At 73.7% G+C, this 25374-nt stretch carries 21 protein-coding genes and 2 pseudogenes; 10 read left to right on the forward strand and 13 right to left on the reverse strand.

Annotation, left to right across the window (positions count from 1 at the left end; genetic code table 11):
- Positions 1-111: 111 nt before the first annotated feature.
- Positions 112-1476 (reverse strand): amidohydrolase, encoded by a 1365-nt coding sequence (locus VE614_RS27985; protein WP_324943066.1) that lies wholly within the window; start codon positions 1474-1476, stop codon positions 112-114.
- 137 nt (positions 1477-1613) lie between these two features.
- Between VE614_RS27985 and VE614_RS27990 the strand changes: the two genes are divergently transcribed.
- Positions 1614-2552, forward strand: coding sequence for an endonuclease/exonuclease/phosphatase family protein (locus tag VE614_RS27990; RefSeq protein ID WP_324943068.1), 939 nt, complete (start codon positions 1614-1616; stop codon positions 2550-2552).
- A 259-nt stretch (positions 2553-2811) separates the two neighbouring features.
- Here the strand turns inward: VE614_RS27990 and VE614_RS27995 are convergent, their stop codons facing one another.
- Together VE614_RS27995 and VE614_RS28000 are read right to left on the reverse strand one after the other, a co-directional pair.
- Complete coding sequence (locus VE614_RS27995; protein WP_324943071.1) at positions 2812-4677, reverse strand: FUSC family protein; 1866 nt, start codon at positions 4675-4677, stop codon at positions 2812-2814.
- 167 nt (positions 4678-4844) lie between these two features.
- Positions 4845-5882, reverse strand: a complete 1038-nt coding sequence (locus VE614_RS28000; RefSeq protein ID WP_324943074.1) for a beta family protein — start codon at positions 5880-5882, stop codon at positions 4845-4847.
- A gap of 172 nt (positions 5883-6054) precedes the next feature.
- On the opposite strand from VE614_RS28000, the gene VE614_RS28005 reads away from it, so the two are divergent.
- Together VE614_RS28005 and VE614_RS28010 are read left to right on the forward strand one after the other, a co-directional pair.
- The gene (locus VE614_RS28005; protein ID WP_324943077.1) at positions 6055-8154 is read left to right on the forward strand and encodes an AAA family ATPase; all 2100 of its coding nucleotides are present in this window, start codon (positions 6055-6057) and stop codon (positions 8152-8154) included.
- The gene (locus VE614_RS28010; RefSeq protein WP_324943081.1) at positions 8151-9350 is read left to right on the forward strand and encodes an McrC family protein; all 1200 of its coding nucleotides are present in this window, start codon (positions 8151-8153) and stop codon (positions 9348-9350) included. Before VE614_RS28005 ends, VE614_RS28010 begins: the two co-directional genes overlap by 4 nt.
- Positions 9351-9437: 87 nt before the next feature.
- Here the strand turns inward: VE614_RS28010 and VE614_RS28015 are convergent.
- Positions 9438-9721 (reverse strand): annotated as a pseudogene (locus tag VE614_RS28015) (nucleotidyltransferase domain-containing protein); the annotation flags it as partial.
- A 230-nt stretch (positions 9722-9951) separates the two neighbouring features.
- Here VE614_RS28015 and VE614_RS28020 point away from each other — a divergent pair.
- The 3 genes and pseudogenes from VE614_RS28020 (at position 9952) to VE614_RS28030 (ending at position 11017) form a co-directional block, all read left to right on the forward strand.
- Positions 9952-10404, forward strand: coding sequence for a hypothetical protein (locus tag VE614_RS28020; RefSeq protein WP_324943084.1), 453 nt, complete (start codon positions 9952-9954; stop codon positions 10402-10404).
- Positions 10401-10505, forward strand: a pseudogene (locus VE614_RS28025) (RidA family protein); the annotation flags it as partial. The gene VE614_RS28020 and the pseudogene VE614_RS28025, both read left to right, overlap by 4 nt.
- 44 nt (positions 10506-10549) lie before the next feature.
- A complete protein-coding gene (locus tag VE614_RS28030) occupies positions 10550-11017 on the forward strand; it encodes a GNAT family N-acetyltransferase (RefSeq protein WP_324943087.1) in 468 nt (155 codons plus the stop codon).
- A 57-nt stretch (positions 11018-11074) separates the two neighbouring features.
- Here the strand turns inward: VE614_RS28030 and pip are convergent, their stop codons facing one another.
- Complete coding sequence (gene pip / locus VE614_RS28035) at positions 11075-12043, reverse strand: prolyl aminopeptidase (protein WP_324943089.1); 969 nt, start codon at positions 12041-12043, stop codon at positions 11075-11077.
- Positions 12044-12135: 92 nt separating this feature from the next.
- Positions 12136-12876, reverse strand: a complete 741-nt coding sequence (locus VE614_RS28040; protein ID WP_324943091.1) for a uracil-DNA glycosylase — start codon at positions 12874-12876, stop codon at positions 12136-12138.
- A gap of 333 nt (positions 12877-13209) precedes the next feature.
- On the opposite strand from VE614_RS28040, the gene VE614_RS28045 reads away from it, so the two are divergent.
- Entirely contained in the window at positions 13210-13707 is a 498-nt protein-coding gene (locus VE614_RS28045; RefSeq protein ID WP_324943238.1) for an RNA-binding S4 domain-containing protein, read from the forward strand.
- 20 nt (positions 13708-13727) lie between these two features.
- Here the strand turns inward: VE614_RS28045 and VE614_RS28050 are convergent, their stop codons facing one another.
- Both VE614_RS28050 and VE614_RS28055 read right to left on the reverse strand, forming a co-directional pair.
- Entirely contained in the window at positions 13728-14210 is a 483-nt protein-coding gene (locus VE614_RS28050) for a DoxX family protein (RefSeq protein ID WP_324943094.1), read from the reverse strand.
- 82 nt (positions 14211-14292) lie between these two features.
- Complete coding sequence (locus VE614_RS28055) at positions 14293-14988, reverse strand: class I SAM-dependent methyltransferase (protein ID WP_324943097.1); 696 nt, start codon at positions 14986-14988, stop codon at positions 14293-14295.
- A 162-nt stretch (positions 14989-15150) separates the two neighbouring features.
- Between VE614_RS28055 and VE614_RS28060 the strand changes: the two genes are divergently transcribed.
- Positions 15151-15417: a DUF6343 family protein gene (locus VE614_RS28060; RefSeq protein ID WP_324943240.1), complete on the forward strand. Its 267-nt coding sequence runs from the start codon at positions 15151-15153 to the stop codon at positions 15415-15417.
- Positions 15418-15553: 136 nt separating this feature from the next.
- Here VE614_RS28060 and VE614_RS28065 read toward each other — a convergent pair whose 3' ends face one another.
- The 4 genes from VE614_RS28065 to rpsA all read right to left on the reverse strand — a co-directional run bounded on the left by VE614_RS28065 (position 15554) and on the right by rpsA (position 19412).
- A complete protein-coding gene (locus VE614_RS28065; protein WP_324943100.1) occupies positions 15554-15931 on the reverse strand; it encodes a tetratricopeptide repeat protein in 378 nt (125 codons plus the stop codon).
- Positions 15932-15981: 50 nt separating this feature from the next.
- Complete coding sequence (gene coaE, locus VE614_RS28070) at positions 15982-16602, reverse strand: dephospho-CoA kinase (protein ID WP_324943104.1); 621 nt, start codon at positions 16600-16602, stop codon at positions 15982-15984.
- 133 nt (positions 16603-16735) lie between these two features.
- On the reverse strand, positions 16736-17674 hold the full coding sequence (locus tag VE614_RS28075) for a PAC2 family protein (RefSeq protein WP_324943243.1): 939 nt from the start codon (positions 17672-17674) through the stop codon (positions 16736-16738).
- A gap of 244 nt (positions 17675-17918) precedes the next feature.
- Positions 17919-19412 carry a 30S ribosomal protein S1 gene (rpsA, locus tag VE614_RS28080; protein ID WP_324943107.1) on the reverse strand — a complete coding sequence of 498 codons (1494 nt, stop codon included), beginning with the start codon at positions 19410-19412 and terminating at the stop codon, positions 17919-17921.
- A gap of 230 nt (positions 19413-19642) precedes the next feature.
- On the opposite strand from rpsA, the gene VE614_RS28085 reads away from it, so the two are divergent.
- Together VE614_RS28085 and hrpB are read left to right on the forward strand one after the other, a co-directional pair.
- Positions 19643-20629: a class I SAM-dependent methyltransferase gene (locus VE614_RS28085; protein WP_414719657.1), complete on the forward strand. Its 987-nt coding sequence runs from the start codon at positions 19643-19645 to the stop codon at positions 20627-20629.
- Positions 20630-20723: 94 nt separating this feature from the next.
- Entirely contained in the window at positions 20724-23333 is a 2610-nt protein-coding gene (hrpB, locus tag VE614_RS28090; RefSeq protein WP_324943115.1) for an ATP-dependent helicase HrpB, read from the forward strand.
- Between the two features lie 77 nt (positions 23334-23410).
- On the opposite strand, the gene VE614_RS28095 is transcribed toward hrpB, so the two are convergent.
- Positions 23411-25180: a lytic transglycosylase domain-containing protein gene (locus VE614_RS28095; RefSeq protein ID WP_324943118.1), complete on the reverse strand. Its 1770-nt coding sequence runs from the start codon at positions 25178-25180 to the stop codon at positions 23411-23413.
- Between the last annotated feature and the right edge of the window lie 194 nt (positions 25181-25374).

Below are 25374 nucleotides of genomic sequence, written 5' to 3' on the forward strand. Positions count from 1 at the left end.
GAACCGCCTTCCCCGGCCCAGGCACCGAACCGCTGCCCGGCCAGGTACCGAATGGGCCTGCCGCCGGATGCCGTAGCGGCCTCTCACCCGGGTGTCGTACCGCCGTTCGGGTCAGGTGTCGTAGCGCTGCACGCGCCGCCCGTGGCCGCGGTCGAGGAGGGCGGGCAGCCGCTCCCCCAACTCGCGGACGATCGACGGCACGTCCAGGGTCAGCAGTTCGCCGTCGCGCATCAGGACGCGGCCGTCGACGATCGTGGTGCGGACGTCGGAGGAGCGCGCGCTGTGCACCAGGGTCGCGGCGAGGTCGTGCACGGGCTGGGTGTGCGGGCCGGTGAGGTCGACCAGGACGATGTCCGCGCGGTGCCCCGGTGCGAGGGAGCCGACGACGCCGTCGAGGCCGACCGCGCGGGCGCTCTGCAGGGTGGCGTGGTGCAGGGCCTGACGCGAGGTGAGCCATCGGGGGTCGCCCTCGGCCGCCTTCTGGACGAGGGCGGTGAGCGCCATGGACTCCCAGACGTCGAGGGAGTTGTTGGAGGCGGCGCCGTCCGTGGCGAGGCCCACGGGGACGCCGACCGCGCGCAGGGCCCGTACCGGCGTGGTGGTGGGCCAGGCGAACTTCAGGTACCCGCGCGGTGCGCTGGCGACGGCGACCCGCCCGCCGGCCCGCTCCAGGACGGGCAGGTCACGCTCGGTGATGCCGGTGCCGTGGGCGACCAGCACATCGGTGTCGAGCAGGCCGGTGCGCTCCAGGACCTCGATCGGGGTGACGCCGTGCCGGGCGAGGCTGGTCTCGGTCTGGCCACGGTTCTCGGCGGCGTGCAGATGTACCGGCAGGCCGTGCTCGCGGGCCAGGCCCGCGGTGGCGGCGAGGCCGGCGTCGTCGACCGTGTAGGGGGCGTGCGGGGCCAGGGCGGTGGTGATCCGGCCGCCGGCGCCGCCCCGGTGCCGTAGCGCGAACTCCAGGGACCGCTCGCGGCCCTGAGGACCCTGGGACGAGAAGAACGCCTCGCCCAGATGGGCCCGGATCCCGCACTCCTCGACGACGGCGGCGACCGCGTCCATGGCGAAGTAGTGGTCCGCGAAGCACGTGACACCGCCCCGGATCATCTCCGCGCACGCCAGCCGCGCGCCCAGTTCGACGTCCCGCGCGGTGAGGTTGGACTCGACGGGCCAGACGACGTCGTTGAACCACTCCTCGGTGGGCAGATCCTCGGCGACCCCGCGCAGCGCGACCATCGGGGCGTGCGTGTGGCAGTTCACCAGGCCGGGCAGGGCGGCCTGCCCGCGCGCGTCGACGCGCTCGGCGGCGGGCAGCCCGGCGGCGTCCGCGGCGCTGGTGACGGCGGTGATGACTCCGTCGCGCACGACGATCGCGGCGTCGTCCCGGAAGGTGATCCGCTCGTGGTCGGCCTGCCCCTCGACATGCACGAGGGCGGTGCATCCCGTGATGATGAGGTCGGCGGGAGAAGTCGTCATCACGCCAACGTACGGCGGGGTGGTACCGCGTCGTGGGCCGAACCGCGCATCCGGTTCCGGCCGGCCGCGGGGCGGCCCGGACCCCACGGCCCGGCCTCACCACAGCCCGCCACCAGGCTCTGCGAAAGGGGCCCGGCATGCTGATAGGCACCTGGAATCTGGAGAATCTCTATCGGCCCGGCGGCCTGTTCGGCCCGGGGGACCAGGCCGCGTACGAGACCAAGCTCGCCTCCCTCGCCGCCGTGATCACCGAGCTGGATCCGGACCTGCTGGGGCTCCAGGAGATCGGTGAGCCGGTGGCGCTGGCCGACCTGGTCGGCCTGCTGGACGGTGAGTGGCACACCGCGGTCTCCGCGTGTCCCGACGCCCGGGGCATCCGGGTCGGTTTCCTCAGCCGTACCCCGCTGCGCCCGCTGGCCGACACGACGGCGTTCCCGGGCCCGCTGCGCCCGGTGCAGACGGACGACGTCGGGCAGACCACGGAGGCGGCCGGGCGCGGTCTGCTGGCCGTGGAGACGGAGGGCGTGAGCCTCGCGGTCGCGCATCTGAAGTCCAAGCTGCTGACATACCCGGTCAACCGTTTCCATCCGCACGACGAGGGCGAGCGCGCCCGCTACGGCGCCTACGCGCTGCACCGCCGGGCCGCCGAGGCGACGGCGCTGCGCGCGCTGGCCGACGCGCTGCTCGCGGGCGACGGCCGGGACCGGGACGTGGTGGTCCTGGGCGACCTCAACGACGAGGTGCAGGCGGCGACCACACAGATCCTGCTCGGGCCGCCCGGGTCGGAGATCGGCACGGGCGGATTCGACCGGCCCGACCAGGGCGACGCGGCCCGGCTGTGGAACGTGGCCCCGCTCATCCCGGCCGAGCAGCGCTATTCGCGGATCAACTCCGGGCGCCGCGAGTTGATCGACCATGTGCTGCTCAGCCACCGCCTGGTCCACCGGGTGACGGCCGCGGGCACCGGGCTGCCCGGCGGGACGGCCCCCCGGCTGCCCTCGGTCGACGCCGACCCGGCCGGGCGCCGTGACGCGCCGGGCTCGGACCACGCCCCGGTGTGGGTACGGATCGGCTAGCGGCGGCGGGGGCCTGCCGGACGCCGGGCCCGTGCCGGGGGCCGTGCCCGGGACGCCGGGCCCGTGCCGGGGGCCTGATCCGGGTCCGGGCCTGATCCGGGTCCGGGCCTGATCCGGGTCCGGGGCCGGGGTCCGTGCCGCGGCCGGGGTCCGTGCCGGGGCCGGTATCCGCGCCCGCAGGCCGGGGTCCATGCCCCGGAGGCGGCCCGTGCCCGGAGGCGGCGGTCGAAGGCCGCCCCGGCTCCCGGAGCCGCCGGGGCTAGCCGACGGCGGACAGACCGGCGGCCCGCAGCCTGACGCGCTCCTCGGCGAGGGCGGGCAGGAGGCCGAGGACGTCGGCCTCCTCGACCTCGGCGAGGAGGCGGTCGAGCCGGCGGGCGTGCCCGGGGGTGAGCCGCCCGGTGTCGTCGAGGTGCACGGCGCAGGCGGTCACGGTGTCGACGAGCCGTTCCAGCACGGCCGCCAGCCGGTCCGTGCCCTCGGTGTGCCGGGCGAGGGCGGGCAGTTCTGCGGCGGCGACGGAGATCGCCGCACGGGCCTCGGCGAGGGTGCGGTAGGCCTCGCGGCGCAGCACCCAGCGCGCGGGGCGGTCGCCGGATCCGCCGATCACCTGGGCGAGATAGGCATGCGCGGCGCCGCCCGCCGCCGCGAGCCGGGACCGTACCCCGCCGCCGCGCTCCCCCGGCAGCGGCAGATGCCCGACGACCAGCACGATCGCGCAGGCCAGCAGGGTCTCGCCGATCCGGCTCGCGGAGGCCTGCGGCTCCCCGCCGATCATCACCAGGGCGAGCACGAGCGTCGTCACCACGGCGGTCTGCGCGGCGAAGTGCCGGGTGGCGACCGGGATCAGCGCGCCGCTGACCACGACGAGGGCCACGAGTCCCGCGGGCCGCGGCACCGCGGCGGCGACGCCGGCGAACAGCAGCGCCCCGAGGACGGTCCCCGCCGCGCGGCACAGCACCCGCGAGGCGAGCGGCCCGAGGTCGGGCTTGACGAGGAAGACGGCGGTGGCGGGGAGCCAGTACCAGTGGGCGTGGTGCAGCACCTGGGCGACGGCGACGGCAGTGCCGAAGGAGAGGGCGACCCGCACCCCGTACTCCCGCCCGGCGGGCCCGGTCGCGGTGCGCAGCAGCTGCCGCGCCGTCCGCAAGCGGGTGTGCAGCGCCTCACCCTCACCCCGGTCGAAGGCCTCGGCGGCGCGCAGCAGCGCCTCGTCCAGGGCCCGCAACGCGGGCGCGGAGCGCGCGGGAGCGGGCAGCGGCCCCGTGTGCGTGTTGCCGCGCACGGCCGCGGCGAGCCGCCCGGGTGCCCGGGCGACCCGAGCGGAGACCGGTTCCCCGGCCCAGGCGAGCGCGGTGGCGGCCTCCGCGAGGGGCAGCGCGGCGGCGTACTGGGCGTGCAGTCGCCGCTCGGCCGCGGTCCCCGCACAGCGCCGCAGGCGGGGCCCGGCGAGGGCGTCCTGGGCGTGGTCGAGGGCGGCGGTCAGCGCGGCCCGCCGGGCGGTGGCGTCCGGGCCGCCGGCGGCGCCGAGCAGATCGGCGACGGCGTCGTACACCCCCGCGAGGGCGCCCCGCTCCCCGTCGAACCGGTAGTCGCCCGCGAACGCCCCGGGCGTGGGGAGCACCAGCCGCAGTGCCAGCAGCCACCCGGCCCCGCCGAGGAAGACCGCGCCCCGCAGCCACCCCGGCTCGGGCAGCGGCATCCCGGCCCCCACGGCACAGCCGACGAGCAACTGCGTCCCCGCCCCCGAGGCGACGGGCCCGACGGCACTGACACATCCGGCGACCAGCCCCAGCCCGGCCAGCAGCACCGTCAGCCCGGCCGCCCCGCCGTACTGCCCCGCGTACGTCCCGACCACCATCCCGGCCGCCCCGGCCACCGCCGGCACCCCGAGCCGCTTGACTGCGGCCCGTCGGCTGCCGGGCCGGTCGTTGATCCCCGCGAGCATCGCCGCGATGGCGGCGACGACCCCGGCCGAGGCCCGCCCCGCCGCCACGGCCCCCGCCACCAGCGGCCCCGCGGCCAACGCCCCCCGCACCACCGCGTTCCACGGCACCGGCCCACGCTGCGCGCGCAGCGCATGGGCCAGCCAGAGAGGCAGTACGGGCACGACACGACGAGACACGGGGCTCCTGTCGGGACGAGGGCGGGGTGTGCCTTCGGGCGACGGCGGCCGGGCAGTGGGTGTGGTGCCACGGTAGGGGGCGTTCGCGGCGGGGGTGGGACGGGAGTGTTGCGGGGGTGTGACGGCCGGGTGGGGAGGTGACCTCCTTACGTGCGGCCGGACGGACGTCAGCCGTCCGGCCGGCCGGCCTGCCGGGCGACGAAGGTGATGTGCTGGACGTGCCCCTTCTCCACCCACACCCCCGGGTTCCCCGCGCTCGTCTGCCGGCCTGGTCGCGCCTGCTCCTGCAACCACAGTTCGCCCGCGCTGGCCGACGGGCGGAACTCGGGATCGGCCACGATGCGTGCGGCGAGGTCCCGCATTCTGCTCTCCTCGCCGCTGCCCCACCGGGCGCCCTTGCCGATCAGGAAGTGAGCGTCGGTGGTGTAGCGGGGTTTCTCGTAACCCCTGCCTCCTCCTGGCCGCGTATCGCCACTCCGTGGGTGGAGCGTCGAGTAGTCGCCGTAGACGAGCCGCGCGCCCTGCTCGGCGAGCCGGTCCCGGACCGTGTGCCAGACCTGCCGCTCCAGCCTCGGCCACTCGGTCAGATCGTCGTCCTTCAGTTCCCTGGCCTCCCAAGGGAAGGAACCCCCCAGCAGCACGACGGTCCGCCAGTCCGCCGATGGGCCGACCTCCCGCCAGCCGCGCAGGGCTTCCGCGGCGGCCTGGTCGGCGCTTCGGACGGCGTACAGGTCCAGGAGGAGATCCAGTTCGAGGCCGTGCGCTCGGCCGGCCAGCACACGGCAGTCCGCGCCGAGGCCCGTCCCCGGCGGTGTGTCCAGCCGCACCCGCAGGCCGAGCCCGGTGCCCTGCTCCCGGGCGATCGACACCGCGGCGTCCTGCTGCGCGGGATGACGCTCGGGGCCGGTGACCGGCCGCAGCCCGGTTCCCAGCAAGGTGTGGGACAGTTCCCCCCACACGTGGACGACCGCGTCGAGCGCGCACTCGGCGTTGCGGGTGTCGAGCCACCCGGGATGCAGGCCGGGTCCGTCACGCAGCGCCCTCGCCTTCTTCCGCGAGAACTCCGTGAGTTCGGCAGCCGTCGCGGGCGGCGGGATCGTCCAGAGTGGGTGCACGCCCTCCCTGACGGCGGGTTCGAGATGTCGGAATGCGGAGAGTGCCGCGTCCCTCACCGGCAACCCCGGAACGTACGCAGGTAACGCCATACCCACCCCCGGTGTCCGTTCGTGACAGAAACGGTTACACCGCCGGACAGACTCCGGAAGAGCACCTTCGGGACACGTCTCGTCCGCCGAACGCGCCACTCCTCGCGGGGCTCGTCAGGCACTCTGGTGATCCGATACCAGGCGCAGCCGTGCCGAGCCGTGACAGGAGCCCATGTTGAGCACCCCGCCCACCCTGCTGTCCCGCGCCAAGCCCCGCCTCAGGCGGGCGATGGAGATCCTGGCGGAAGAGAGGGACGGGCTGCACTTCAGCGAACTGTGGCAGCGCGTCCTCGCCGAATTCCCCCTCGACCCGGACGAGATCGAGGTCCGCCAGGCCACGGACCAGAGCAAGGGCGAGAACACCTGGATGTGGCAGACGTCGGACTGTGTCCTCGCGGGCATGCTGGTCAAGCGCGACGGCGTCTGGTCCGCCACCCATCTCGCTCGGCGCCGGCTGGCGGAGAACCCGGGCCCCGTGGAGTTCTTCGACGTGGCCAAGCAGGCGTTCTCCTACTGGCAGGCGCACCGGGCCGGGTACGCCTACGCGGCCCGGCTCTGCGGCGCGGTGCGCCCTGGCCACTGGATGGACCTCGGGGAACTCGCCGCGGAGACCGGGCTCGACAGGTCCCGGCTGGCCGCCTGGCTGTGGGGGACGCGGCCCAAGGGATGGCATCGGGTCCTCGACGAGAACGGTCGGGCTCCGGAGGAGATTCACGCGGACTCGCGCGAACTCGCCGAGTTGGGCGCCCTCCTGAGCGGTGAGGGCATCGGCGGGGGCACGGACACGCGGGTCGGCGTCAAGGATGCCAAGGAGGTGCTGGCCGCCGAGGACGCGCGGCGCGGCAGCGGTCAGAACGCCTGGCTGCTCCGGTACGACTCCTGGATCGAGACATTCGTCGACCCGCTGGAATGGTTCGACGAAGGCTTCTGCTCTCTCCAGACCGATCTGGACAAGCTGACCGGTCCCGTCTCGTCGGAAGAACTGGCCGTGCTGGTCGAGGTCCGGTACGCGCGCAGCCTGTCCAGGCGGCAGCGGGCACGCCTGGCGCGGGACCTGGACCGGTTCCTCAATCTCATGCATCCGAACGACCATGTGGCGGTCGCCCACGGCGGCAAGTTGTGGCTGGGCACCGTCACGGGGGACGCGGAAGTGGAGCACCACGCGCAGGCCGGTAGCTGGCTGCGACGCCCCGTGCAGTGGCTCAGCGTCCCCCTCGACCAGGCCGGGCTTCCCGAGGAACTACAGGCCGCCGTCGCCAGCGAGCAGAACGTCGTGGACCTCACCCAGCTGCTCGACAAGGTGCGGGAACTGGCCGAGGCGGCGGACGTCGGCCCGGAGGAGGACACGCCCAAGGCCCTGCCGACCCCCGGCGTCACCCTGCCGGAGCCGGACGCCGCCCTCGCCGAGGACCTGCTCGTGACCACGGAGTGGCTGGAAGAGGTCCGCTCCCTCCTCGCCGACCGCAAGCAGCTGATCTTCTACGGCCCGCCCGGCACGGGCAAGACGTACCTCGCCCTGCACATCGCCGAGCACCTGGCGGGCGACCGGCGGGCGGTGAAACTGGTGCAGTTCCATCCCTCGTACAGCTACGAGGACTTCATCGCGGGATACCGGCCCGTCCAGCAGACCGGCGGGCCCGCACAGGGAACGCTGGGCTTCGAGCTGCGGGAGGGACCCTTCCTCGACCTGGTCGCAGCGGCCAAGAACAACCCGGGGACGCCCCACTTCCTCATCGTCGACGAGATCAACAGGGCCAATCTGGCGAAGGTCTTCGGCGAGCTGTATTTCGTCCTGGAGTACCGCACCAGGCCGGTGGACCTGCTGTACAAGGGCGAGTTCACGATGCCGTCCAATGTCTTCATCATCGGCACCATGAACACGGCGGACCGGTCGATCGCCTTGGTGGACGCGGCCATGCGCCGCCGCTTCGCCTTCCTGCCCCTCCACCCGGACGACGAGCCCACCCGAGACCTGCTCGCCGCGTGGATCGCCCGTGAGCACCCGGACTCCGAGGAGGACGTGGCCGCTCTGCACCGGACTCTCAACGCGCGCATCGAGGACAAGGACTTCAAGATCGGCCCGTCGTACCTGATGCGGGACTCCGTGTATCGCGAAGGCGGCCTCGAAAGGGTCTGGCGCACCTCGATCCTGCCTCTCCTGGAGGAGCACCACTACGGCGACGGCACGGACGTAGTGCGCCGTTACGGTCTGGAAGCCATCCGTCGCGCCGTCGCCACGGCCCCGGCCGCGGCCACCGGGGACCCGGAGTGACGTTCACCCGGCGACTCGACCTCACCGAGCGGGGCGGCTGGACACCGGCCCGGCTGCCCCCGGCCACGGGGCAGGCGCTCGCCGCGTCAGGGGTCGTCGAGGCGCGCCCGGACCCGTACGATCCGACCCGCTGGGAGGTGCGGCCGCTCACCAGGGCCGGTGCGGTACGGATCGCCGGTGTGGACGTGTCCATCGCTCCGAAGATCCCCGTCCGGCGGCTCTTCTTCCTCCTCGGCTACACGGCCGACCCGACGCGAGGCTGGCGCACCGAAGAGGAACTGGTGGAGACCGCGGCGCACGCCGGTGTCGTGCCCGCCTTGGCCCATGCCTTCGAGCGGCTCGCGGACCGCGCTCTGCGGCAGGGCCTGCTCCAGGGCTACCGCACGGTGAACGACGCGCTTCCCGTCGTCCGAGGGCGCGTGCGGACCACCGACCAGATGCGCCGACGGTACGGGGTACCGCTTCCCGTGGAGGTGACGTACGACGAGTTCACCGTCGACATCCCGGAGAACCAGTTGCTCCTCGCGGCGGCCGAGCGTCTGCTGCGGCTGCCGGACGTCCCGGCCGACACACGGCACCGGCTGCTGCGGCTTCGCGCCAGGCTCGGTGACGTCAGCCCGCTGGTGCCCGGCCGTCCGCTGCCCCGCTGGCGGTCCAGCCGGCTCAACACGCGCTATCGGGCGCCGTGCCGGTTCGCGGAACTGCTCCTGAACGGGACGTCCGTGGAGCACCGGCGCGGAGACGCCCGCGTCGACGGCTTCCTCTTCGATCTGGCGAAGGTCTTCGAGGACTTCGTGTGCACCGCTCTCGCCCAGGCGTTGCGCCCGTACGGCGGTCGGTGCCGCGCCCAGGCCCGGCACCACCTGGACGAGGCTTCCGAGATCGTGCTGAGGCCCGATCTGGTGCACTATTCGGACGACGGCGTGCCGCTGGCGGTGGCCGATGCGAAGTACAAGGCCGAGAAACCGGAGGGTTTCCCCGCGGCGGACCTGTACCAGATGCTGGCCTACTGCACCGCGCTGGGCCTGCCCGCCGGGCACCTGATCTACGCGAAGGGCAACGAGCCGCAGGCCAGACATACGGTGCGCCACGCCGGAACGGTGATCACTCAGCACGCCCTGGAGCTGGACGAGGAACCGTCTCGTCTGCTCGCCGCGGTAGGACGCATCGCGGCGCGCCTCGCGACCGGTCCGTGAACAGGACGACTCGGTGAAGTCCACGCACCCTCCCCCTCAGCCATGGGTCCTCCCCTGAACGGCTTCGTCGAGGAGTTCCTCGGCCTGCCAGCGTCCGGCGGCGGAGTGGCGGAGTTTGTCCGGGTAGCGCTCGGGACGCGGCGGGGTGCCGCGCAGGGGCCGGTTGACCGCGAGTTCGGCGACGACCGGATAGCTGGGGATCCCGGCGAGATGGAACAGCAGCGGCTCGACCCGGAACCGCCCCTCCCCCGCCTCCGCCAGCTCGTGCTCCACCACGTCGAGGTCCCGGTAGTGCACGTCCACGCGCCGGTCGTCGATGGTCAGCCAGCCGCCTCCGTTGAACACGCCCCGCCCCATCCGCCGACCTTAGATGACCGAGTCGGTGAGGGCGGGCATCGGCGGCTCCGGAGGTCGTACGGGCATGGCATCGGTCGTACCGGTGGTGCGGCCAGGCTCCCCCGGCAACTCGCCGCCGCCAACCCGAAATCCGATCCCTGGACGCCGGTCCGGCGGTTCTTTCGGACGACCTGCGGAGCGATTGTCGGTGGGGCGGGTTATCAATGAAGTCGTCACGCAGTGTGATGACGACAGGGGGACAGTGATGACGACGCAGGACAGGTCTCGTGATGGCCGGCCGCAGCGGTCCCGGCCGGCCCGGACGCATGTGTCGGTGGCCGGGCTGCGGGCCCGGGGGTGGACCGCCGCTCTGGTGCGCCAGCTCCTCGGTGAGCCCGACCTGCTGCGCCCCCACCCGCTCTTCCGCACCGCCCGGCAGATCCGCCTCTACCGCGCGGAGCGCGTGGAAGCCGCCGAACGCGGCGAGGAGTTCCGGGCCGTGGCGGCCGCCGCCGCACGGCGTTCGGCCGCGGCGCGCACGGCCGCCCTGCGCAGGCGCCGGACGCCCCGCCGCCCGGGCTCGACGGGCTTCGGCGACGACGACACGCGCCGGCGCGAGGGCGGCTCCGGCCGAATTCGGATGCGGTCGCGCCCCGGTACACCGGATGATCGGCCGAGGTTCCGCCGTACGTCCCGACAGCTCCAGGAGCGCCCGTGATCCAGCGCGTCACCGTCCCCGGCCTCTTCCCGCCGCCGCGGTACTCCCACGCCTCCGTGGTGGAGGCCGGGACGAGACTGGCCTTTCTCGCCGGTCAGCTCGTGGAGATCACGGCCACCGCCGTGGTGCCCGGGGAGGTGCGCCCGTGACACCGGCCGTGGTCCTGCGCCGGGCCACCGGGCACGACGCCCTCCCCGCCGCCGACGTATGGCTGCGGTCCTTCGCCGCCGCGCTGCCGGGTGTCGTGCGGGCCCACTCCGACGACGCGGTCCGCGACTGGTTCCGGCACGTGGTCGTGCCACGGCAGGAGACCTGGGTCGCCGAGGCGGCGGACGGGTCGGGGACGGCCGGGGTGATGGTGCTCGACGGGGCGGAGCTGTCGCAGCTGTACCTCGACCCAGGCTGGCGCGGGCGCGGTCTCGGCGACCGGTTCGTCACGCTGGCCAAGGAGCGCCGGCCGGAGGGCCTGGACCTGTGGACCTTCCAGGTCAACGGACCCGCCCAGCGCTTCTACGAGCGGCATGGCTTCGTCGCGGCCGAGTGGACGGACGGCAGCGGGAACGAGGAGCGGGAGCCGGACGTGCGCTACGTCTGGCGACCGGCCGCCGTGTAGCCGGCCCCCGGCCTGCGGCACCACTGCGGCGAAGCCCGCCTGGACCGGGCGTCGCGGTCAGGACCGGCGGCGGGCGTACGCGTCCGTCGCCGCGACCAGCAGCTCCGCGATCCCGGTCGCGCCCGCGTTGTGCCCGGCCCGGTCCACGATCCGCAGCTCGCTGCCGGGCCAGGCGTGGTGCAGCCGCCAGGCGACGCCCAGGAGGTTGCCGAAGTCGAGGGCGCCCTGGACGAGGGTGCCGGGGATGCCCTTCAGCAGGTGGGCGTCGCGCAGCACCACCCCCTCGTCATTGCCCTCGCCGAGGAAGTGGTCGTGGCCCCAGTAGTGCGTGACGGTGCGCGCGAAGCCCATGCGGAACGCCGGGTCCTCGTAGCGCTCCACCGAGCGCGGCGCGGCGGGCATGATCGCCGTCTCCCAATCGGTCCAGCCGCGGGCCGCCCGCTCCCGCACCTGGGGATCCGGGGACTCCAGCAGACGGCTGTAGGCGGCGGCGAGATTGCCGTTCCGCTCCTCCTCGGGCACCAGGGCGACGAACCGCTCGAACGCCTCGGGGAAGATCCTCCCCAAGCCCCGGGTCATCAGGGCGACTTCGGGGTTCGAACCGGTGGCGATGCCGGTGAGCACCAGCTCCGAGACCACTCCGGGATGCGTCTGCGCGTACCGCAGCCCGAGCACCGATCCCCACGATCCACCCCACACCAGCCAACGCTCGATGCCCAGATGCCGGCGCAGCAGCTCCAGGTCGGCCATGACGTGGGCGGTCGTGTTGACGCTCATGTCGGTCTCGTAGGCACTCGCATGCGGCGTCGAGCGCCCGCAGCCGCGCTGGTCGAGCTGGACGACTCGATAGGTCGCGGGGTCGAACAGGCGCCGGAAGTAGGGCAGGCTCCCGGAGCCGGGCCCGCCGTGCAGCACCAGCGCGGGCTTGCCGCGCGGGTTACCGCTGGCCTGCCAGTGGACGCGGTTGCCGTCACCGACGTCGAGCATGCCGTGGTCGTACGGTTCGATCTCCGGGTACAGGGCCATCCGGGCAACGTAACGCGTCCGGTACGGCAGTTCCACGCCCCGTACGGCAGTTCCACATCTCCGTGTCTCCGCGTCTCCGCGTCTCCGCGTCTCTACGTCCGGTGCGGCAGGCCGGCCGCGGTCGCCGCCGTGCGCAGCACCTCCCGCAGCATCGCGGGGGTGAGCCGGCCGGTGAAGGTGTTGCGCTGACTGACGTGGAAGCAGCCGAAGACGTCCAGGCCGCTCGATACCTCGCCGCCGCCAGATCCGTGAGCATCTCCGGGAGCGGCCAGCCGGACGTGGGCGCCGTGCCCGAACACGGGACGCGGCCTCGGCACCGTCCATCCCGCCTCCGTGAACGCGGGCAGTGCGGCCTGCCAGCCGAACGCGCCGAGCACCACCGCGGCCCGCAGCGTGGGACGCAGCAACCGCAGCTCCTGGACCAGCCAGGAACGGCAGGTGTCCCGTTCCCCCGGGGTCGGCTTGTTCGCGGGCGGTGCGCAGTGCACGGGCGCGGTGACGCGGACGCCGGACAGCTCCAGGCCGTCGCCGGCCCGCACCGAGGTGGGCTGCGAGGCGAGCCCCACGTCGTACAGCGCCTGGTACAGCACGTCTCCCGAGCGGTCGCCGGTGAACATCCGGCCGGTGCGGTTGCCGCCGTGCGCGGCCGGAGCGAGGCCGACGATCAGCAGCCGGGCGTCCGCCGGACCGAATCCGGGGACGGGGCGGCCCCAGTACGTCCAGTCGGCGAAGGCGGCGCGCTTGGTGCGGGCCACTTCCTCCCGCCAGGCGACCAGCCGTGGGCAGGCGGCACAGCCAGCGAGGCGCGCGTCCAGGTCGGCCAGGCTTTCCATGCCTCAACGGTACGGGGGCGGCGTTAAGGTCGGGGCATGGCTTCCGAGCGTACGGACAGGAACAGGGGCGACGGCCACAGCGGGAACCGCCGGCACAGCGCCGAGGGGCCGGACGGCCCGCCCCTCGCCGACCAGGCGCAGGCGCGGGCGTCGACCGTGCGAGCACGCTCGACCGCTGACACCCCTGACACCCCTGACGCCCCGGCCTCCCCGGACACCGCCGCATCCCCGGCCGGGTACCAGGGCCCCCGCTCACACCACGCCCGGGCCGAAGACGGAACCAGCGGAACCAGCGGAACCAGTGGAGGCACCGGAGACACCCCGGTCCCCGCCGTGGACCCCCAGGTCGCCGCCGCGATCGCCGCCGCCGAGGCCGCCGCACCGGCGAGTGGGGAGACCGTGCGCATCGACAGCTGGATCTGGGCGGTCCGGCTGATCAAAAGCCGGTCCCTCGGCGCCGCCGCCTGCAAGGGCGGGCATGTCCGGGTGAACGGTGAGCGGGTCAAGCCCGCCCACGCCGTACGGATCGGCGACGAGGTGCGCCTGCGGCAGGAGGGCCGGGAGCGGATCGTCGTCGTCAAACGCCTGATCCGCAAGCGCGTCGGCGCCCCGGTGGCCGTGCAGTGCTACATCGACAACAGCCCACCGCCCCCGCCCCGCGAGGCCGTGGCCCCCGCCGGTATCCGCGACCGCGGCGCCGGCCGTCCGACCAAGCGCGACCGCCGGGAGCTGGAACGCCTCCGCGGCCTCGGGGGTTTCGGCTTCGGAGGTCTCGGAACCCCCGGAGGCCGCCCCGAAGGCCGGCCCGGAGGGCGCCCCGAAGGGCGATGACCGTGCGGTCACACGTCGGCTCACACCGACGGCCACATCCGCCCCACATGCCGCACCCGCCGCACCCGCCGCAGCAGCTCCGTGGTGTGCCCTCGCCGTGCCCAGGCGACGAGGGCCAGCGGCACCAGAAGGATCAGCGGTGTCGCCGCGTCCTCCCCGTCGAACACGGTGAGCTGGACGATGAACGCGCCGGCCATCAGCCCGCTCAGCGCCAGCGACTGCAGCAGCGGGAGCGACAGGGCGACGGCCCCGGCGAGTTCGAGCACACCGATGGTGTACATCCCCGCGTCGCCCCAGCCCATCCGCTCGAACGGCTCGACGGCAGAGGGGTGCGCGACCAGCTTGGGCAGCGCGCTGGCGATCCCGAAGAAGAGGGCGAGCGGCACCTGCACCGCACGCAGCGCGAAACGAGCCGATCGACCACGCGAAGTCGTGACGGGGGCAGCGTTGACGGAGGCATTGCTGACGGGGGCATTGCTGACGGAGGCGGCGGTCTCGGACATGGAGGTCTCCTGGGGAAGCGGTCCGTGAGGTCACGGAGACAGACCCGCGCCCACCGGGAAACTCATCGCCGCACGGGCCTGTCTACCGCCCCACCGGCACCGCTCTCACCCATACCCGATCGTCCGTCAGATACCGGTCCACCCTGAGCCCCGCCTCCCCCAGTGCTTCCTCGAACTGCTCCTTCGTCAGAGGCCGGGCGCGGAACATCTGGGTCCAGGTCGCGTCCGGGAACTCGTACTCCGCGCGCACCGAGCGCACGCCGTCGCCGACCGGGTCCGACGACACGATCCGTACGGTGAAACCTCTGGGGTCGACCCGCTCGCGCGGCACGTTCGTGTGGTAGTCCTCGCCCTCCCGCTGGATCAGTACACAACCGTCCTCCGCCACGTGCCGCAGGCAGGTCCGCAGCAGTCCGCGCCGCACCTCCGTGTCCCCGGTGTGCACGAGGAACGAGGCCAGCAGCACCGCGTCGAACATCTCGCCCAGGTCCAGGTCCTCGATGGGGCTGAGGACCGTGCGCGCCCCGCGGACGCGCTCCAGCATCTCGGGGGACTCGTCCACCGCCGTCACCCGGTACCCCCGCTCCACCAGTGGGTGCGTCATCCGTCCCACGCCGCTGCCCAGCTCCAGCACCCGCGCGCCCGCCGGCACCGCGGAGGCGACGAGGTCCGGCTCGGGCCCGGCCGGGAGCCGTGAGTAGAGCTCTACCGCGCAGCCGTCCGGGGTGATCGCCCCGGGCCCCGTCCCCTGATGCCCCGCTCGTATTCTCAGCTCCATACCCGGCCAACGGCCCGCCCCCGCACGCCCGTTCCCCTCCACCTCCACACCACCCGTTCGAGTGACACCGAGCCCAGCAGATCCCTGATCGGGGGCCACTGGCGCCGCACTGGAACGGAACGGCACACGGGGGTACGTTTCAGGGAGGAGGCCGTGATCCCGATGCGTACCGGCAGTGAGCCGAGGACCGCGCGCAGTGCGCTGCGGGCGCGGTTCTGGCTGAGCGTGTGGGGGATGGTCTGGGCGATCTTCGGCACGGCGGCCTTCGCGCTGGCGGGGCGGATCGGCTGGGCCATCGCCTGCGGAGTCCTGTGGCTGGTGGTCACGATCGACATGGCGGTGATCCTCCGGCACATCCGCCAGGGCCCGCACTACCAGCCCGGCCCAGATGTCCCGCCGTACCGGCCTCCGGAGGGCCCTGCGCACTAGCGGAGCCGAGCCCCCGCAGCGGAGCCGAGCCCCGCAGCGAAACCGAGCCCCCGCGGCGGAGGCGAGCACCCCCTCAACGGAGGCGATCACTAGCCCTCGGCGGACGCAAGCACCCCTCAGCGAGGACGAGCGCCCCTCAGTCGAAGCGCGCCGCCTTCAGATACTGCGGGTTCGGGTCCAGCGCGGCCGCCAGCCGGAAGTGGCGTTTGGCCTGGTCGGGGCGGCCCTGGCGCTCATAGGTGCGGGCGAGCGCGAAGTGCGCGAACGCGTTGTCCGGTTCACGCTCCAGCACGATGGTGAACTCCAGCTCCGCCGGGCGCAGTTGCGCGGCCGCGAAGAAGGCGCGGGCGCGCAGCAGGCGGGCGGCGGTGTTCTCGGGATGCGCGGCGATGACTCCGTCGAGCAGCTTCACCGCACCCCGCGGGTCCCGCGCGGCGAGCAACTGCTCGGCGGCGCGGAAATCGATGACGTGCGTCTCCGGAGTACGTCCGGTCGAACCGCTGGTCTCGGGCACGGCACATTCCTTCCCTGGCTGCACCCTTTCAACGCGGCGGCGCGGTGCGGCTATTCCCGGGCCGGGTCCTTCGGCGCGCGGGCGCGGCGGACCAATTCGGCCCACACGTCCTTCACCCGCCGTTCCAGCTCCGCCAGCGGTACGTCGTTGTCGATCACGATGTCCGCGATCTCCCGGCGCTTCTCCCGGGTCGCCTGCGCCGCCATACGGGCACGGGCGTCCTCCTCGGTCATGCCGCGCAGCCGGACCAGCCGGTCGAGCTGGGTCTCCGGGGCGGCGTCGACGACGATCACCACGTCGTACAGCGGCGCCAGGCCGTTCTCCGTGAGCAGCGGCACGTCGTGGACCACGACGGCGTCCTCCGCCGCGGCGGCCTCCAGCTCGCGGGAGCGGGCTCCGACCAGGGGGTGCACGATCGAGTTCAGGACGGCCAGCTTCCCGGGGTCGGCGAAGACGATCGAGCCGAGCCCGGGCCGGTCCAGGCTGCCGTCCGGGGCCAGCACCTCCTCGCCGAAGGCCTCGACGACCGCGGCGAGCCCGGGGGTCCCCGGCGCCACGACCTCGCGCGCGATGCGATCGGCGTCGATCAGCACCGCTCCGCACTCCACGAGCAGCCGCGACACCTCGCTCTTGCCGGCGCCGATCCCGCCGGTCAGGCCCACAGTCAGCATGAGCGGAAGCTTAGGCCCTGCCGGTGACGGGACGCCCCGGCGGGGGCCGCCCGGCGCACGGCGCGAGCCCACTCAGCCCTGGATCGCCCGCGGCGCGGACCAGCCGGAACGCACGCCGCGCCGCTTCCCCGCGTCAGCCGTCCCCCTCCCGCTCCGCCAGGAACCGCTCGAACTCCTGCCCGATCTCGTCCGCCGACGGAATCTCCACGGGCTCGGCGAGCATGTTGCCGCGCGTCTCCGCGCCGGCCACCGCGTCGTACTGGTGCTCCAGTCCCTGGACGAGCGCCGTCAGTTCCTCGTCCCCCTCCCGGATCTGCCGCTCGATCTCCGTCTGCGTGCGGTACGCGTCCGTGCGCAGCGCGTGGGCGATGCCCGGCAGGACCAGTCCGGTGGCCGCGGTGATGGCCTCCAGGACGGTCAGGGCGGCGTCGGGGTACGGCGAGCGGGCGATGTAGTGCGGGACGTGCGCGGCGACGCCCAGGACGTCGTGCCCCGCCTCCATCAGGCGGTACTCGACCAGCGACTCGGCGCTGCCGGGCACCTGCGCCTCCTCGAAGGGGCTGCGGTGTCCGGGGACCAGCTCGGTCCGGTTGCCGTGCGGGGTGAGGCCCACGGGGCGGGTGTGCGGGACGCCCATGGGGATGCCGTGGAAGTTCACCGCGAGGCGTACGCCCAGGCGCTCCACGATCTGCTCGACGGCCGCCGCGAAGCGCTCCCACTCCACGTCCGGCTCCGGGCCCGAAAGCAGCAGGAAGGGCGCGCCAGTGGCGTCCTGGACGATACGGACGGCGAGCGTGGGCTCCTCGTACCCGGTCCACCGGTCGCGCCGGAAGGTCAGCAGCGGACGGCGGGCGCGGTAGTCCACGAGCCGGTCGTGGTCGAAGCGGGCCACGACCTGGTGGGGCAGCGAGTCGAGGAGCCGGTCGACGATCTGGTCGCCGGTCTCGCCCGCGTCGATGTATCCGTCGAAGTGGTAGAGCATGACAAGACCGGCCGACTCCTGGGCGAGCGCCATGTCGACGACGGCCAGGCCCTTCGGCTCCCACGTGTACAAACCCTGCGGATCAAGCACTGTCACCGCTCCTCCTCGTGTTCGTACAGGACAACGCGGCACAGGTGGGGGGCATTCCCGAACTCGCCTTGTTCCGTGACGTCTTGTCGCACGGTGTGACAGGGCCGCGAGGGGGGGAGGAGCCCGCGCGTGAGGGAGGAGCGCGCGCCCGGAGCGGCCGGGGAGCCGGACAGGCCGAGGGCCCGCACCCCTGGTGGGGTGCGGGCCCTCGGACCGTTATCGGCTAACCCTCAGCGGGCTGCGCTCAGCTCTGGCCGCCGGCCAGCTTCTCGCGCAGCGCGGCCAGCGCCTCGTCCGACGCCAGGGCGCCGGAGTTGTCGCCGCCCTCGGACGAGTACGAACCGCCACCGGAAGCGGCCGGAGCGGCGGCCTCGCCACCCTCGGCAGCGGCCTGGGCGTCCGCCTCGCGGGACTTGATGACCTGCTGCTGGTGCTGCTCGAAGCGGGACTGCGCCTCGGCGTACTGGCGCTCCCACTCCTCGCGCTGCTTCTCGTAGCCCTCGAGCCAGTCGTTGGTCTCGGGGTCGAAGCCCTCGGGGTAGATGTAGTTGCCCTGGTCGTCGTAGGACACGGCCATGCCGTACAGGGTCGGGTCGAACTCGACCGCGGACGGGTCGGCACCGAAGGACTCGTTGGCCTGCTTCAGCGAGAGGCTGATGCGACGGCGCTCGAGGTCGATGTCGATGACCTTGACGAAGATCTCGTCGTTGACCTGGACGACCTGCTCCGGGATCTCCACGTGGCGCTCGGCCAGCTCGGAGATGTGGACCAGACCCTCGATGCCCTCGTCCACGCGGACGAACGCACCGAACGGAACCAGCTTCGTGACCTTGCCGGGCACGACCTGGCCGATCTGGTGGGTGCGGGCGAACTGCTGCCACGGGTCTTCCTGGGTCGCCTTCAGCGACAGGGAGACGCGCTCGCGGTCCATGTCCACGTCGAGGACCTCGACGGTGACTTCCTGGCCGACCTCGACAACCTCGGACGGGTGGTCGATGTGCTTCCAGGACAGCTCGGAGACGTGGACCAGACCGTCGACGCCACCCAGGTCCACGAAGGCACCGAAGTTGACGATCGAGGAGACGACGCCGGAACGGACCTGACCCTTCTGGAGGGTGGTGAGGAACGTCTGGCGGACCTCGGACTGGGTCTGCTCCAGCCAGGCACGGCGGGACAGGACCACGTTGTTGCGGTTCTTGTCCAGCTCGATGATCTTGGCCTCGAGCTCCTTGCCCACGTAGGGCTGGAGGTCGCGAACGCGGCGCATCTCGACCAGGGAGGCCGGGAGGAAGCCACGGAGGCCGATGTCGAGGATGAGACCACCCTTGACGACCTCGATGACGGTACCGGTGACGATCCCGTCCTCTTCCTTGATCTTCTCGATGGTGCCCCAGGCACGCTCGTACTGGGCGCGCTTCTTCGAGAGGATCAGGCGGCCTTCCTTGTCCTCCTTCTGGAGAACAAGGGCTTCGATCTCGTCACCGACGGCGACGACCTCGTTCGGGTCGACGTCGTGCTTGATCGAGAGCTCGCGGCTCGGGATAACGCCTTCGGTCTTGTAACCGATGTCGAGCAGGACCTCGTCCCGGTCGACCTTCACGATGACGCCGTCGACGATGTCGCCGTCGTTGAAGTACTTGATCGTCTCGTCGATCGCGGCGAGGAAGGCTTCCTCGTTACCGATGTCGTTGACCGCTACCTGCGGGGTGGTGGCGGTGGTCTCGGTGCTGCTCGTCATGTGGGAAAGGGCTCCGGTACGGACATTGAAGTCGTAGGTACTGCTACGCCGGGAGCCCGTTTCGCTCTGCAGAAGCCGGACAGCCAAGGAAGCGCCTCACCAGCGAAAACCGATGTTGGCGCCTCGACAACCGAGGGGACATACAACAGATGCGAGCGCAGCCTGCTAGGTCTGAGGTGCGCAGGCCCGCAGCGCAACTTGTAGCATACGGGGGCAGCCGGGCAGGGTCAATGCGCGAAGGCGCACACCCGGGGCGGATCGCCGCATTCCCGGCAGAATCCCGTGCGGCGGCAGCCGCAAACCGGACACGCCCTGAGGCCACGCGGGCCCGAGGCGCCCCTTTGACGACACCGCCGGGACGGGCTGGACGGAAGAGTACGACGAGGGAGCCGATCATCCAAGAGCCCGAATCCGCCGAGACCACGGCCGAGCCGGAGGCCACCCGGCGTGACGCCGGGACCGCCGAGAGCGCCCGGGCCAACCGGGGCTGGTGGGACCGCAACGCGGACGAGTACCAGATCGAGCACGGCACGTTCCTCGGTGACGACCGGTTCGTGTGGGGCCCCGAGGGCCTGGACGAGGTGGAGGCCGAGCTGCTCGGGCCGTCGGCGGGGCTGAACGGCAAGGACGTCCTGGAGATCGGCGCGGGCGCCGCGCAGTGCGCGCGCTGGCTGGCCGGCCAGGGGGCCCGCCCGGTCGCCCTCGACGTCTCCCACCGCCAGCTCCAGCACGCCCTGCGCATCGGCGGCTCCTTCCCGCTGGTGTGCGCCGACGCGAGCGCGCTGCCGTTCGCGGACGGTTCCTTCGACCTGGCCTGCTCGGCGTACGGGGCGCTGCCGTTCGTGGCGGACCCGCGGCTGGTGCTGCGCGAGGTGCGCCGGGTGCTGCGGCCGGGCGGCCGTTTCGTCTTCTCGGTGACCCATCCGATCCGCTGGGCCTTCCCGGACGAGCCGGGCCCGGAGGGGCTGTCCGTCTCCGGCTCCTACTTCGACCGCACGCCGTACGTCGAGCAGGACGAGGAGGGCCGCGCGGTCTACGTCGAGCACCACCGGACGCTCGGCGACCGCGTCCGGGACATCGTGGCCTCGGGCTTCCGGCTGGTGGACCTGGTCGAGCCGGAGTGGCCCGTGTGGAACACCTCCGAGTGGGGCGGCTGGTCGCCGCTGCGCGGGAACCTCATCCCGGGGACGGCGATCTTCGTCTGCGAGCGGGACTGAGCCGTGCCCCCGAAGCCGCACCTGCCGCAGCGGCGGCACAGGTGAGGAGCACGCGCGCGTGGGACCGTTCTCCCCGTCGTACGACACTGGGGGCGTGATCCGTTACGACGCTCTGGACGCCCTGCCCGTACGCGGTGCCCTGCCCGCGCTGCGCGACGCCCTGGAGGGGCCCGGCGCCGCCGTGCTGGTGGCGCCGCCGGGCACCGGCAAGACGACGCTGGTGCCGCTCGCGCTGGCGGGGCTGCTGGGCGACGGGCCCGAGCGGCGGGTGGTGGTCGCCGAGCCGCGGCGGATCGCCGCGCGGGCGGCGGCCCGGCGGATGGCCTGGCTGCTCGGCGAGAAGGCCGGCGGCAGCGTCGGCTACACCGTGCGCGGGGAGCGGGTGGCCGGGCGGCACACGCGCGTGGAGGTCGTCACGACCGGTGTGCTGCTCCAGCGGCTCCAGCGCGACCAGGAGCTGACCGGGATCGACGTGGTGGTGCTCGACGAGTGCCACGAGCGGCATCTGGACGCGGACACGACGGCGGCGTTCCTGTGGGACGTGCGCGAGGCGCTGCGGCCGGAGCTGCGGCTGGTCGCCGCCTCCGCGACGACGGACGCCGAGGGGTGGGCGCGGCTGCTGGGCGGGGCGCCGGTGGTCGAGGCCCGGGGCGTCTCCCATCCGGTGGAGATCGTCTGGGCCCCGCCGTCCCGTCCGGTGCGGCCGCCGCACGGGTTGCGGGTGGATCCGGCGCTGCTGGCGCATGTGGCGTCGGTGGTGCGCCGGGCGCTGGCCGAGCGGCCGGGGGACGTGCTGTGCTTCCTGCCCGGTGTCGGGGAGATCGCCCGGGTCGCCGGGCAGCTGGGGGATCTCGGGGACGTCGAGGTGCTCCAGGTCCACGGGCGGGCGCCGGCGGCGGTGCAGGACGCGGTGCTGGTGCCGGGGGCGCGCCGCCGGGTGGTCCTGGCGACGTCGGTGGCGGAGTCCTCGCTGACCGTCCCGGGGGTGCGGGTGGTCGTCGACTCGGGGCTGGCCCGGGAGCCGCGCGTGGACCACGCGCGCGGGCTGAGCGCGCTGACGACGGTACGGGCCTCGCAGGCGGCGGGGCGGCAGCGGGCGGGCCGTGCCGGGCGGGAGGCCCCGGGCGCGGTGTACCGCTGCTGGGCGGAGGCCGAGGAGGCGCGGCTGCCGCGTTTCCCGGCGCCGGAGATCCAGGTGGCCGACCTGACGGCGTTCGCCCTCCAGGCCGCCTGCTGGGGCGATCCGGAGGCGAGCGGGCTGGCACTGCTGGATCCGCCGCCGGGCGGCGCGATGGCGGCGGCGCGGCGCGTGCTGTCGGCGATCGGCGCGGTGGACTCCGCCGGCCGGGCCACGGAGCGGGGCGTCCGGCTGTCCCGGCTCGGTCTGCACCCGCGGCTGGGGCGCGCCCTGCTGGACGCCGCCCCGCTCGTGGGCGCGGGCCGTGCCGCCGAGGTGGTGGCCCTGCTGAGCGAGGAGCCTCCGCGCGAGTACGGCGACGACCTGGCGGGGGCGCTGCGCGCCGCCCGGCGCGGCGGCGACGCCTACGCCGGACGGTGGCGGACGGAGGTACGGCGCTTGCGCGCCCTGGTGGACGAGACCGGCTCGGACCTGCCGGGCGGTGTCGACCGGCAGGTCGCGCGGGGAGCGGCGGACGATCGGACGGCCGTGCGAGGCACCACGAACGAGCGGACGAGCACAGCCCCGTCCCCCGGTGATCGACCGAACGCGGGAGAGGACCGGCTCGTCGGGCTCGTCGCCGCGTTCGCCTACCCGGAGCGGGTCGCCCGGGTGGACGGCGGGTCGTATCTGATGGTGTCCGGGACGCGGGCCGAGGCCGGCGAGGGCACAGCCCTGCGCGGGGCGCCGTGGATCGCCGTCGCGGTGGCCGACCGGCCCGTCGGCCGGGGGCACGCGCGGGTGCGGCTCGCGGCGGTCGTCGACGAGGACATCGCGCGGCGTGCGGCGGGGGCGCTGCTGGCCGAGGCGGACGAGATCCGCTGGGCGGACGGGGACGTCGTCGCGCGCCGCGTGGAGCGGCTCGGGGCGGTCGAGCTGGCCGTACGGCCGCTTCGGGAGCCCGCGCCCGGCCTCGTGCGGGAGGCCCTGCTCGACGGGCTGCGGCGGGAGGGATTCGGTCTGCTGCGCTGGTCCCGGGAGGCGGAGGCGCTGCGGCGGCGGCTGGCGTTTCTGCGGCTGCGGCTGGGCGAGCCGTGGCCGGACGTGTCCGACGAAGCGCTGCACGCGCGCGTGGCGGAGTGGCTGGAGCCGGAGCTGGGCCGGGCCCGGCGGCGGGCGGATCTGGCGCGGATCGACGCCGGGCAGTGTCTGACCCGGCTCCTGCCGTGGGCGTCCGGGGAAGCCTCGCGGCTGGACGAGCTGGCCCCGGAGCGGATCACCGTGCCGAGCGGGTCGGCCGTACGGGTCGACTACACGGATCCCGAGCGGCCGGTGCTGGCGGTGAAGCTGCAGGAGATGTTCGGGCTCCGGGAGTCGCCGCGGGTCGCCGGTGTGCCGCTGCTGGTGCACCTCCTCTCCCCCGCCGGCCGCCCGGCCGCCGTCACCGCCGATCTCGCCTCCTTCTGGAAGGACGGCTACCGGGGTGTCCGCGCGGAGCTGCGCGGCCGGTATCCGAAGCATCCGTGGCCGGAGGACCCGGCCGCCGCGGAGCCGACCCGGCACACCAACGCGCGGCTCAGACGCTGACCGGGCCTCCAGCCAGAGCGCGCGAGGGCGCCCGTCCGCCGTGGCGGAGGGGCGCCCTCGGGCGAGGCGTGGTGCGGTTACGTTCCGGCCGGGGCCGACTCGCTCACCGACGGGCTCGGCGAGGCCGCCGGCGCCGTCACCGTCAGCTCCACGGTGAGCGTGGCGCCGCCGGTGGTGGTCAGGCGCAGCAGGAACGTGCCGGTGGTGTCGTCCGCGTACAGCTCCGGCAGGGTCAGCAGGCCGCCGGCGCCGGTCGTCAGGCCCGTGAGGGTGCGTACGGCCTTGCCGTCGGCGTCCTTGAAGTAGGGGCCCTTGTCGTTGACCGCCGGGTCGTCCGCCGACGTGACGAGCGTCGCGGTGGCCGCGACGCCGTCCGCGACATCGCCCTGGTACGTCGCCCTCACCTGCACCCGCTCGGCGAACTCGCCGCCCGCGACACAGGTCAGCTCGGTGCTGGTGGTGCGGACGAGGGTGTCGGCGGCCCGCGCGGTGACCGTCGCGGAGTAGCCGACGCCGGGGAGGGAACGGCCGACGACGGTGGCGCGCACGGTGAACGAGCCGGTCTTCTCCCCCGCTTGGAGCGCGGGCGCGACGGCCACACCTGCACTGCCGGTGACGACCGTGGCCACGGTCTCCCCGCCGGTGAAGGTGGTGTCCGTGGCGCCGACGATGGTGAAGCGGACCCGGACCCTGCCCACGCCCTCGCCGGACTTGGTCTCCGCACGGGTGCTGATCCGCTCGGTGAACACGTCGCCCGCCATGGCGGTGAGTTTCGCGGTGCCCGCGTCCTCCAGGTGGTGCACCGTGTCCGTCGGGGTCTGCGGCGCGGTGGGCGGCGTGGTGGGCGGCGGAGTGGTGGGGGGCGTGGTGGGCGGCGGGGTCGTGTCCGGCGGGGTGGCCGGCGGGCTGGTCGGCTTCTGGGAGCCGCCGGAGGCCGGCGGCGTGGGATTCGGCTTCACCGGCGGCCTGGACGTCGCGGGCGGCGTCGGCGTCGGGCTCGCCCCGGCGGGGGTGTCGCTGCGGCCGGAGGGCAGCTGGCCGGTGCCGTCCGGGACCTCGTGGGTGCCCTTGCGGTAGTACTCCAGCCACGACAGGACCGTGTTCAGGTAGTCCGTCGAGTTGTTGTAGCTGAGGATCGCGCTGCGCAGATCGCTCGCGGTGGACAGGTCCCAGCCGAAGCGGCACAGGTAGTGCCCGGCCGCCAGGGCGGCGTCGTAGATGTTGTTGGGGTTCTTCACGCCGTCGCCGTTGCCGTCCCGGCCCGCCCACGCCCAGGTGGACGGGATGAACTGCATGGGGCCCACGGCACGGTCGTAGGAGGCGTCCCCGTCGTAGGCGCCGCCGTCCGTGTCGCTGATGTTGGCGAAGCCGACGCCGTTGAGCTGCGGGCCGAGGATCGGGCTGGTCGTGGTGCCGTCGGCGGACACCTGGCCGCCGCGCGCCTGACCCGACTCCACCTTGCCGATGGCGGCGAGGAGTTCCCACGGCAGATTGCAGCCGGGCTTCTTCTCGCGCAGCGTGGCCTCGGCCTTCTTGTAGGCGTCGAGCACGGTCGCCGGTATGCCCGCCGAGGCGTCGCCGGTGACGACCGGGGTGCCGGTGGAGCCGCTGGAGGGCGACGGGGTGGGGCTGTTCAGCGGCGGCAGGTCCGTGTAGTACGGCGAGTTGCCGGTCGCGCTGTCGCCGGCGGGCGCGTCGGGCGAGGGGGTCCCGGAAGAGGTCTGTCCGCCGGCGCCGTCGGTCGTCACATCCGGAGCCTGGGACGCGGCCAGGGCCGCGACCGCGACCGCGGCCACGGCGGTGTTCGCCGCCCCCTTGCGCAGCCTCCTGCCGAATTGCGCCGCCATGAAGTGAACCCCTCCCAACGGACGTCTCAGCGTCCGCGTCTGCCCGGTCTGTTGGCGTTGTTCTGCTTTTGTGGTTTTGTTGATCGGTTCGGCGCGCTCCCCGCGCGTCGGCCCTCGCGACCCTACGACAACTTCTTGTGCCCGGGCACCGGTTGGGGCCCGATTTTCCCTACTTGGCACGCGTCGGCCACCCG

The sequence above is a fragment of the Streptomyces sp. genome (genome assembly GCF_035645055.1).
In the GTDB taxonomy this organism is placed as follows: Bacteria; Actinomycetota; Actinomycetes; order Streptomycetales; family Streptomycetaceae; genus Streptomyces.

Excerpts from the sequence above, each read along its gene's own strand:
- rpsA (WP_324943107.1), bottom strand. The coding sequence starts at position 19,412 with ATGACGAGCAGCACCGAGACCACCGCCACCACCCCGCAGGTAGCGGTC.
- VE614_RS28005 (WP_324943077.1), top strand. The coding sequence starts at position 6,055 with ATGTTGAGCACCCCGCCCACCCTGCTGTCCCGCGCCAAGCCCCGCCTC.
- VE614_RS28020 (WP_324943084.1), top strand. The coding sequence starts at position 9,952 with ATGACGACGCAGGACAGGTCTCGTGATGGCCGGCCGCAGCGGTCCCGG.
- VE614_RS28085 (WP_414719657.1), top strand. The coding sequence starts at position 19,643 with ATGCGCGAAGGCGCACACCCGGGGCGGATCGCCGCATTCCCGGCAGAA.
- pip (WP_324943089.1), bottom strand. The coding sequence starts at position 12,043 with ATGGCCCTGTACCCGGAGATCGAACCGTACGACCACGGCATGCTCGAC.
- VE614_RS28050 (WP_324943094.1), bottom strand. The coding sequence starts at position 14,210 with ATGTCCGAGACCGCCGCCTCCGTCAGCAATGCCCCCGTCAGCAATGCC.
- coaE (WP_324943104.1), bottom strand. The coding sequence starts at position 16,602 with ATGCTGACTGTGGGCCTGACCGGCGGGATCGGCGCCGGCAAGAGCGAG.
- VE614_RS27990 (WP_324943068.1), top strand. The coding sequence starts at position 1,614 with ATGCTGATAGGCACCTGGAATCTGGAGAATCTCTATCGGCCCGGCGGC.
- VE614_RS28095 (WP_324943118.1), bottom strand. The coding sequence starts at position 25,180 with ATGGCGGCGCAATTCGGCAGGAGGCTGCGCAAGGGGGCGGCGAACACC.
- VE614_RS27985 (WP_324943066.1), bottom strand. The coding sequence starts at position 1,476 with ATGACGACTTCTCCCGCCGACCTCATCATCACGGGATGCACCGCCCTC.
- VE614_RS28055 (WP_324943097.1), bottom strand. The coding sequence starts at position 14,988 with ATGGAGCTGAGAATACGAGCGGGGCATCAGGGGACGGGGCCCGGGGCG.
- VE614_RS28000 (WP_324943074.1), bottom strand. The coding sequence starts at position 5,882 with ATGGCGTTACCTGCGTACGTTCCGGGGTTGCCGGTGAGGGACGCGGCA.
- VE614_RS28060 (WP_324943240.1), top strand. The coding sequence starts at position 15,151 with ATGCGTACCGGCAGTGAGCCGAGGACCGCGCGCAGTGCGCTGCGGGCG.
- VE614_RS28040 (WP_324943091.1), bottom strand. The coding sequence starts at position 12,876 with ATGGAAAGCCTGGCCGACCTGGACGCGCGCCTCGCTGGCTGTGCCGCC.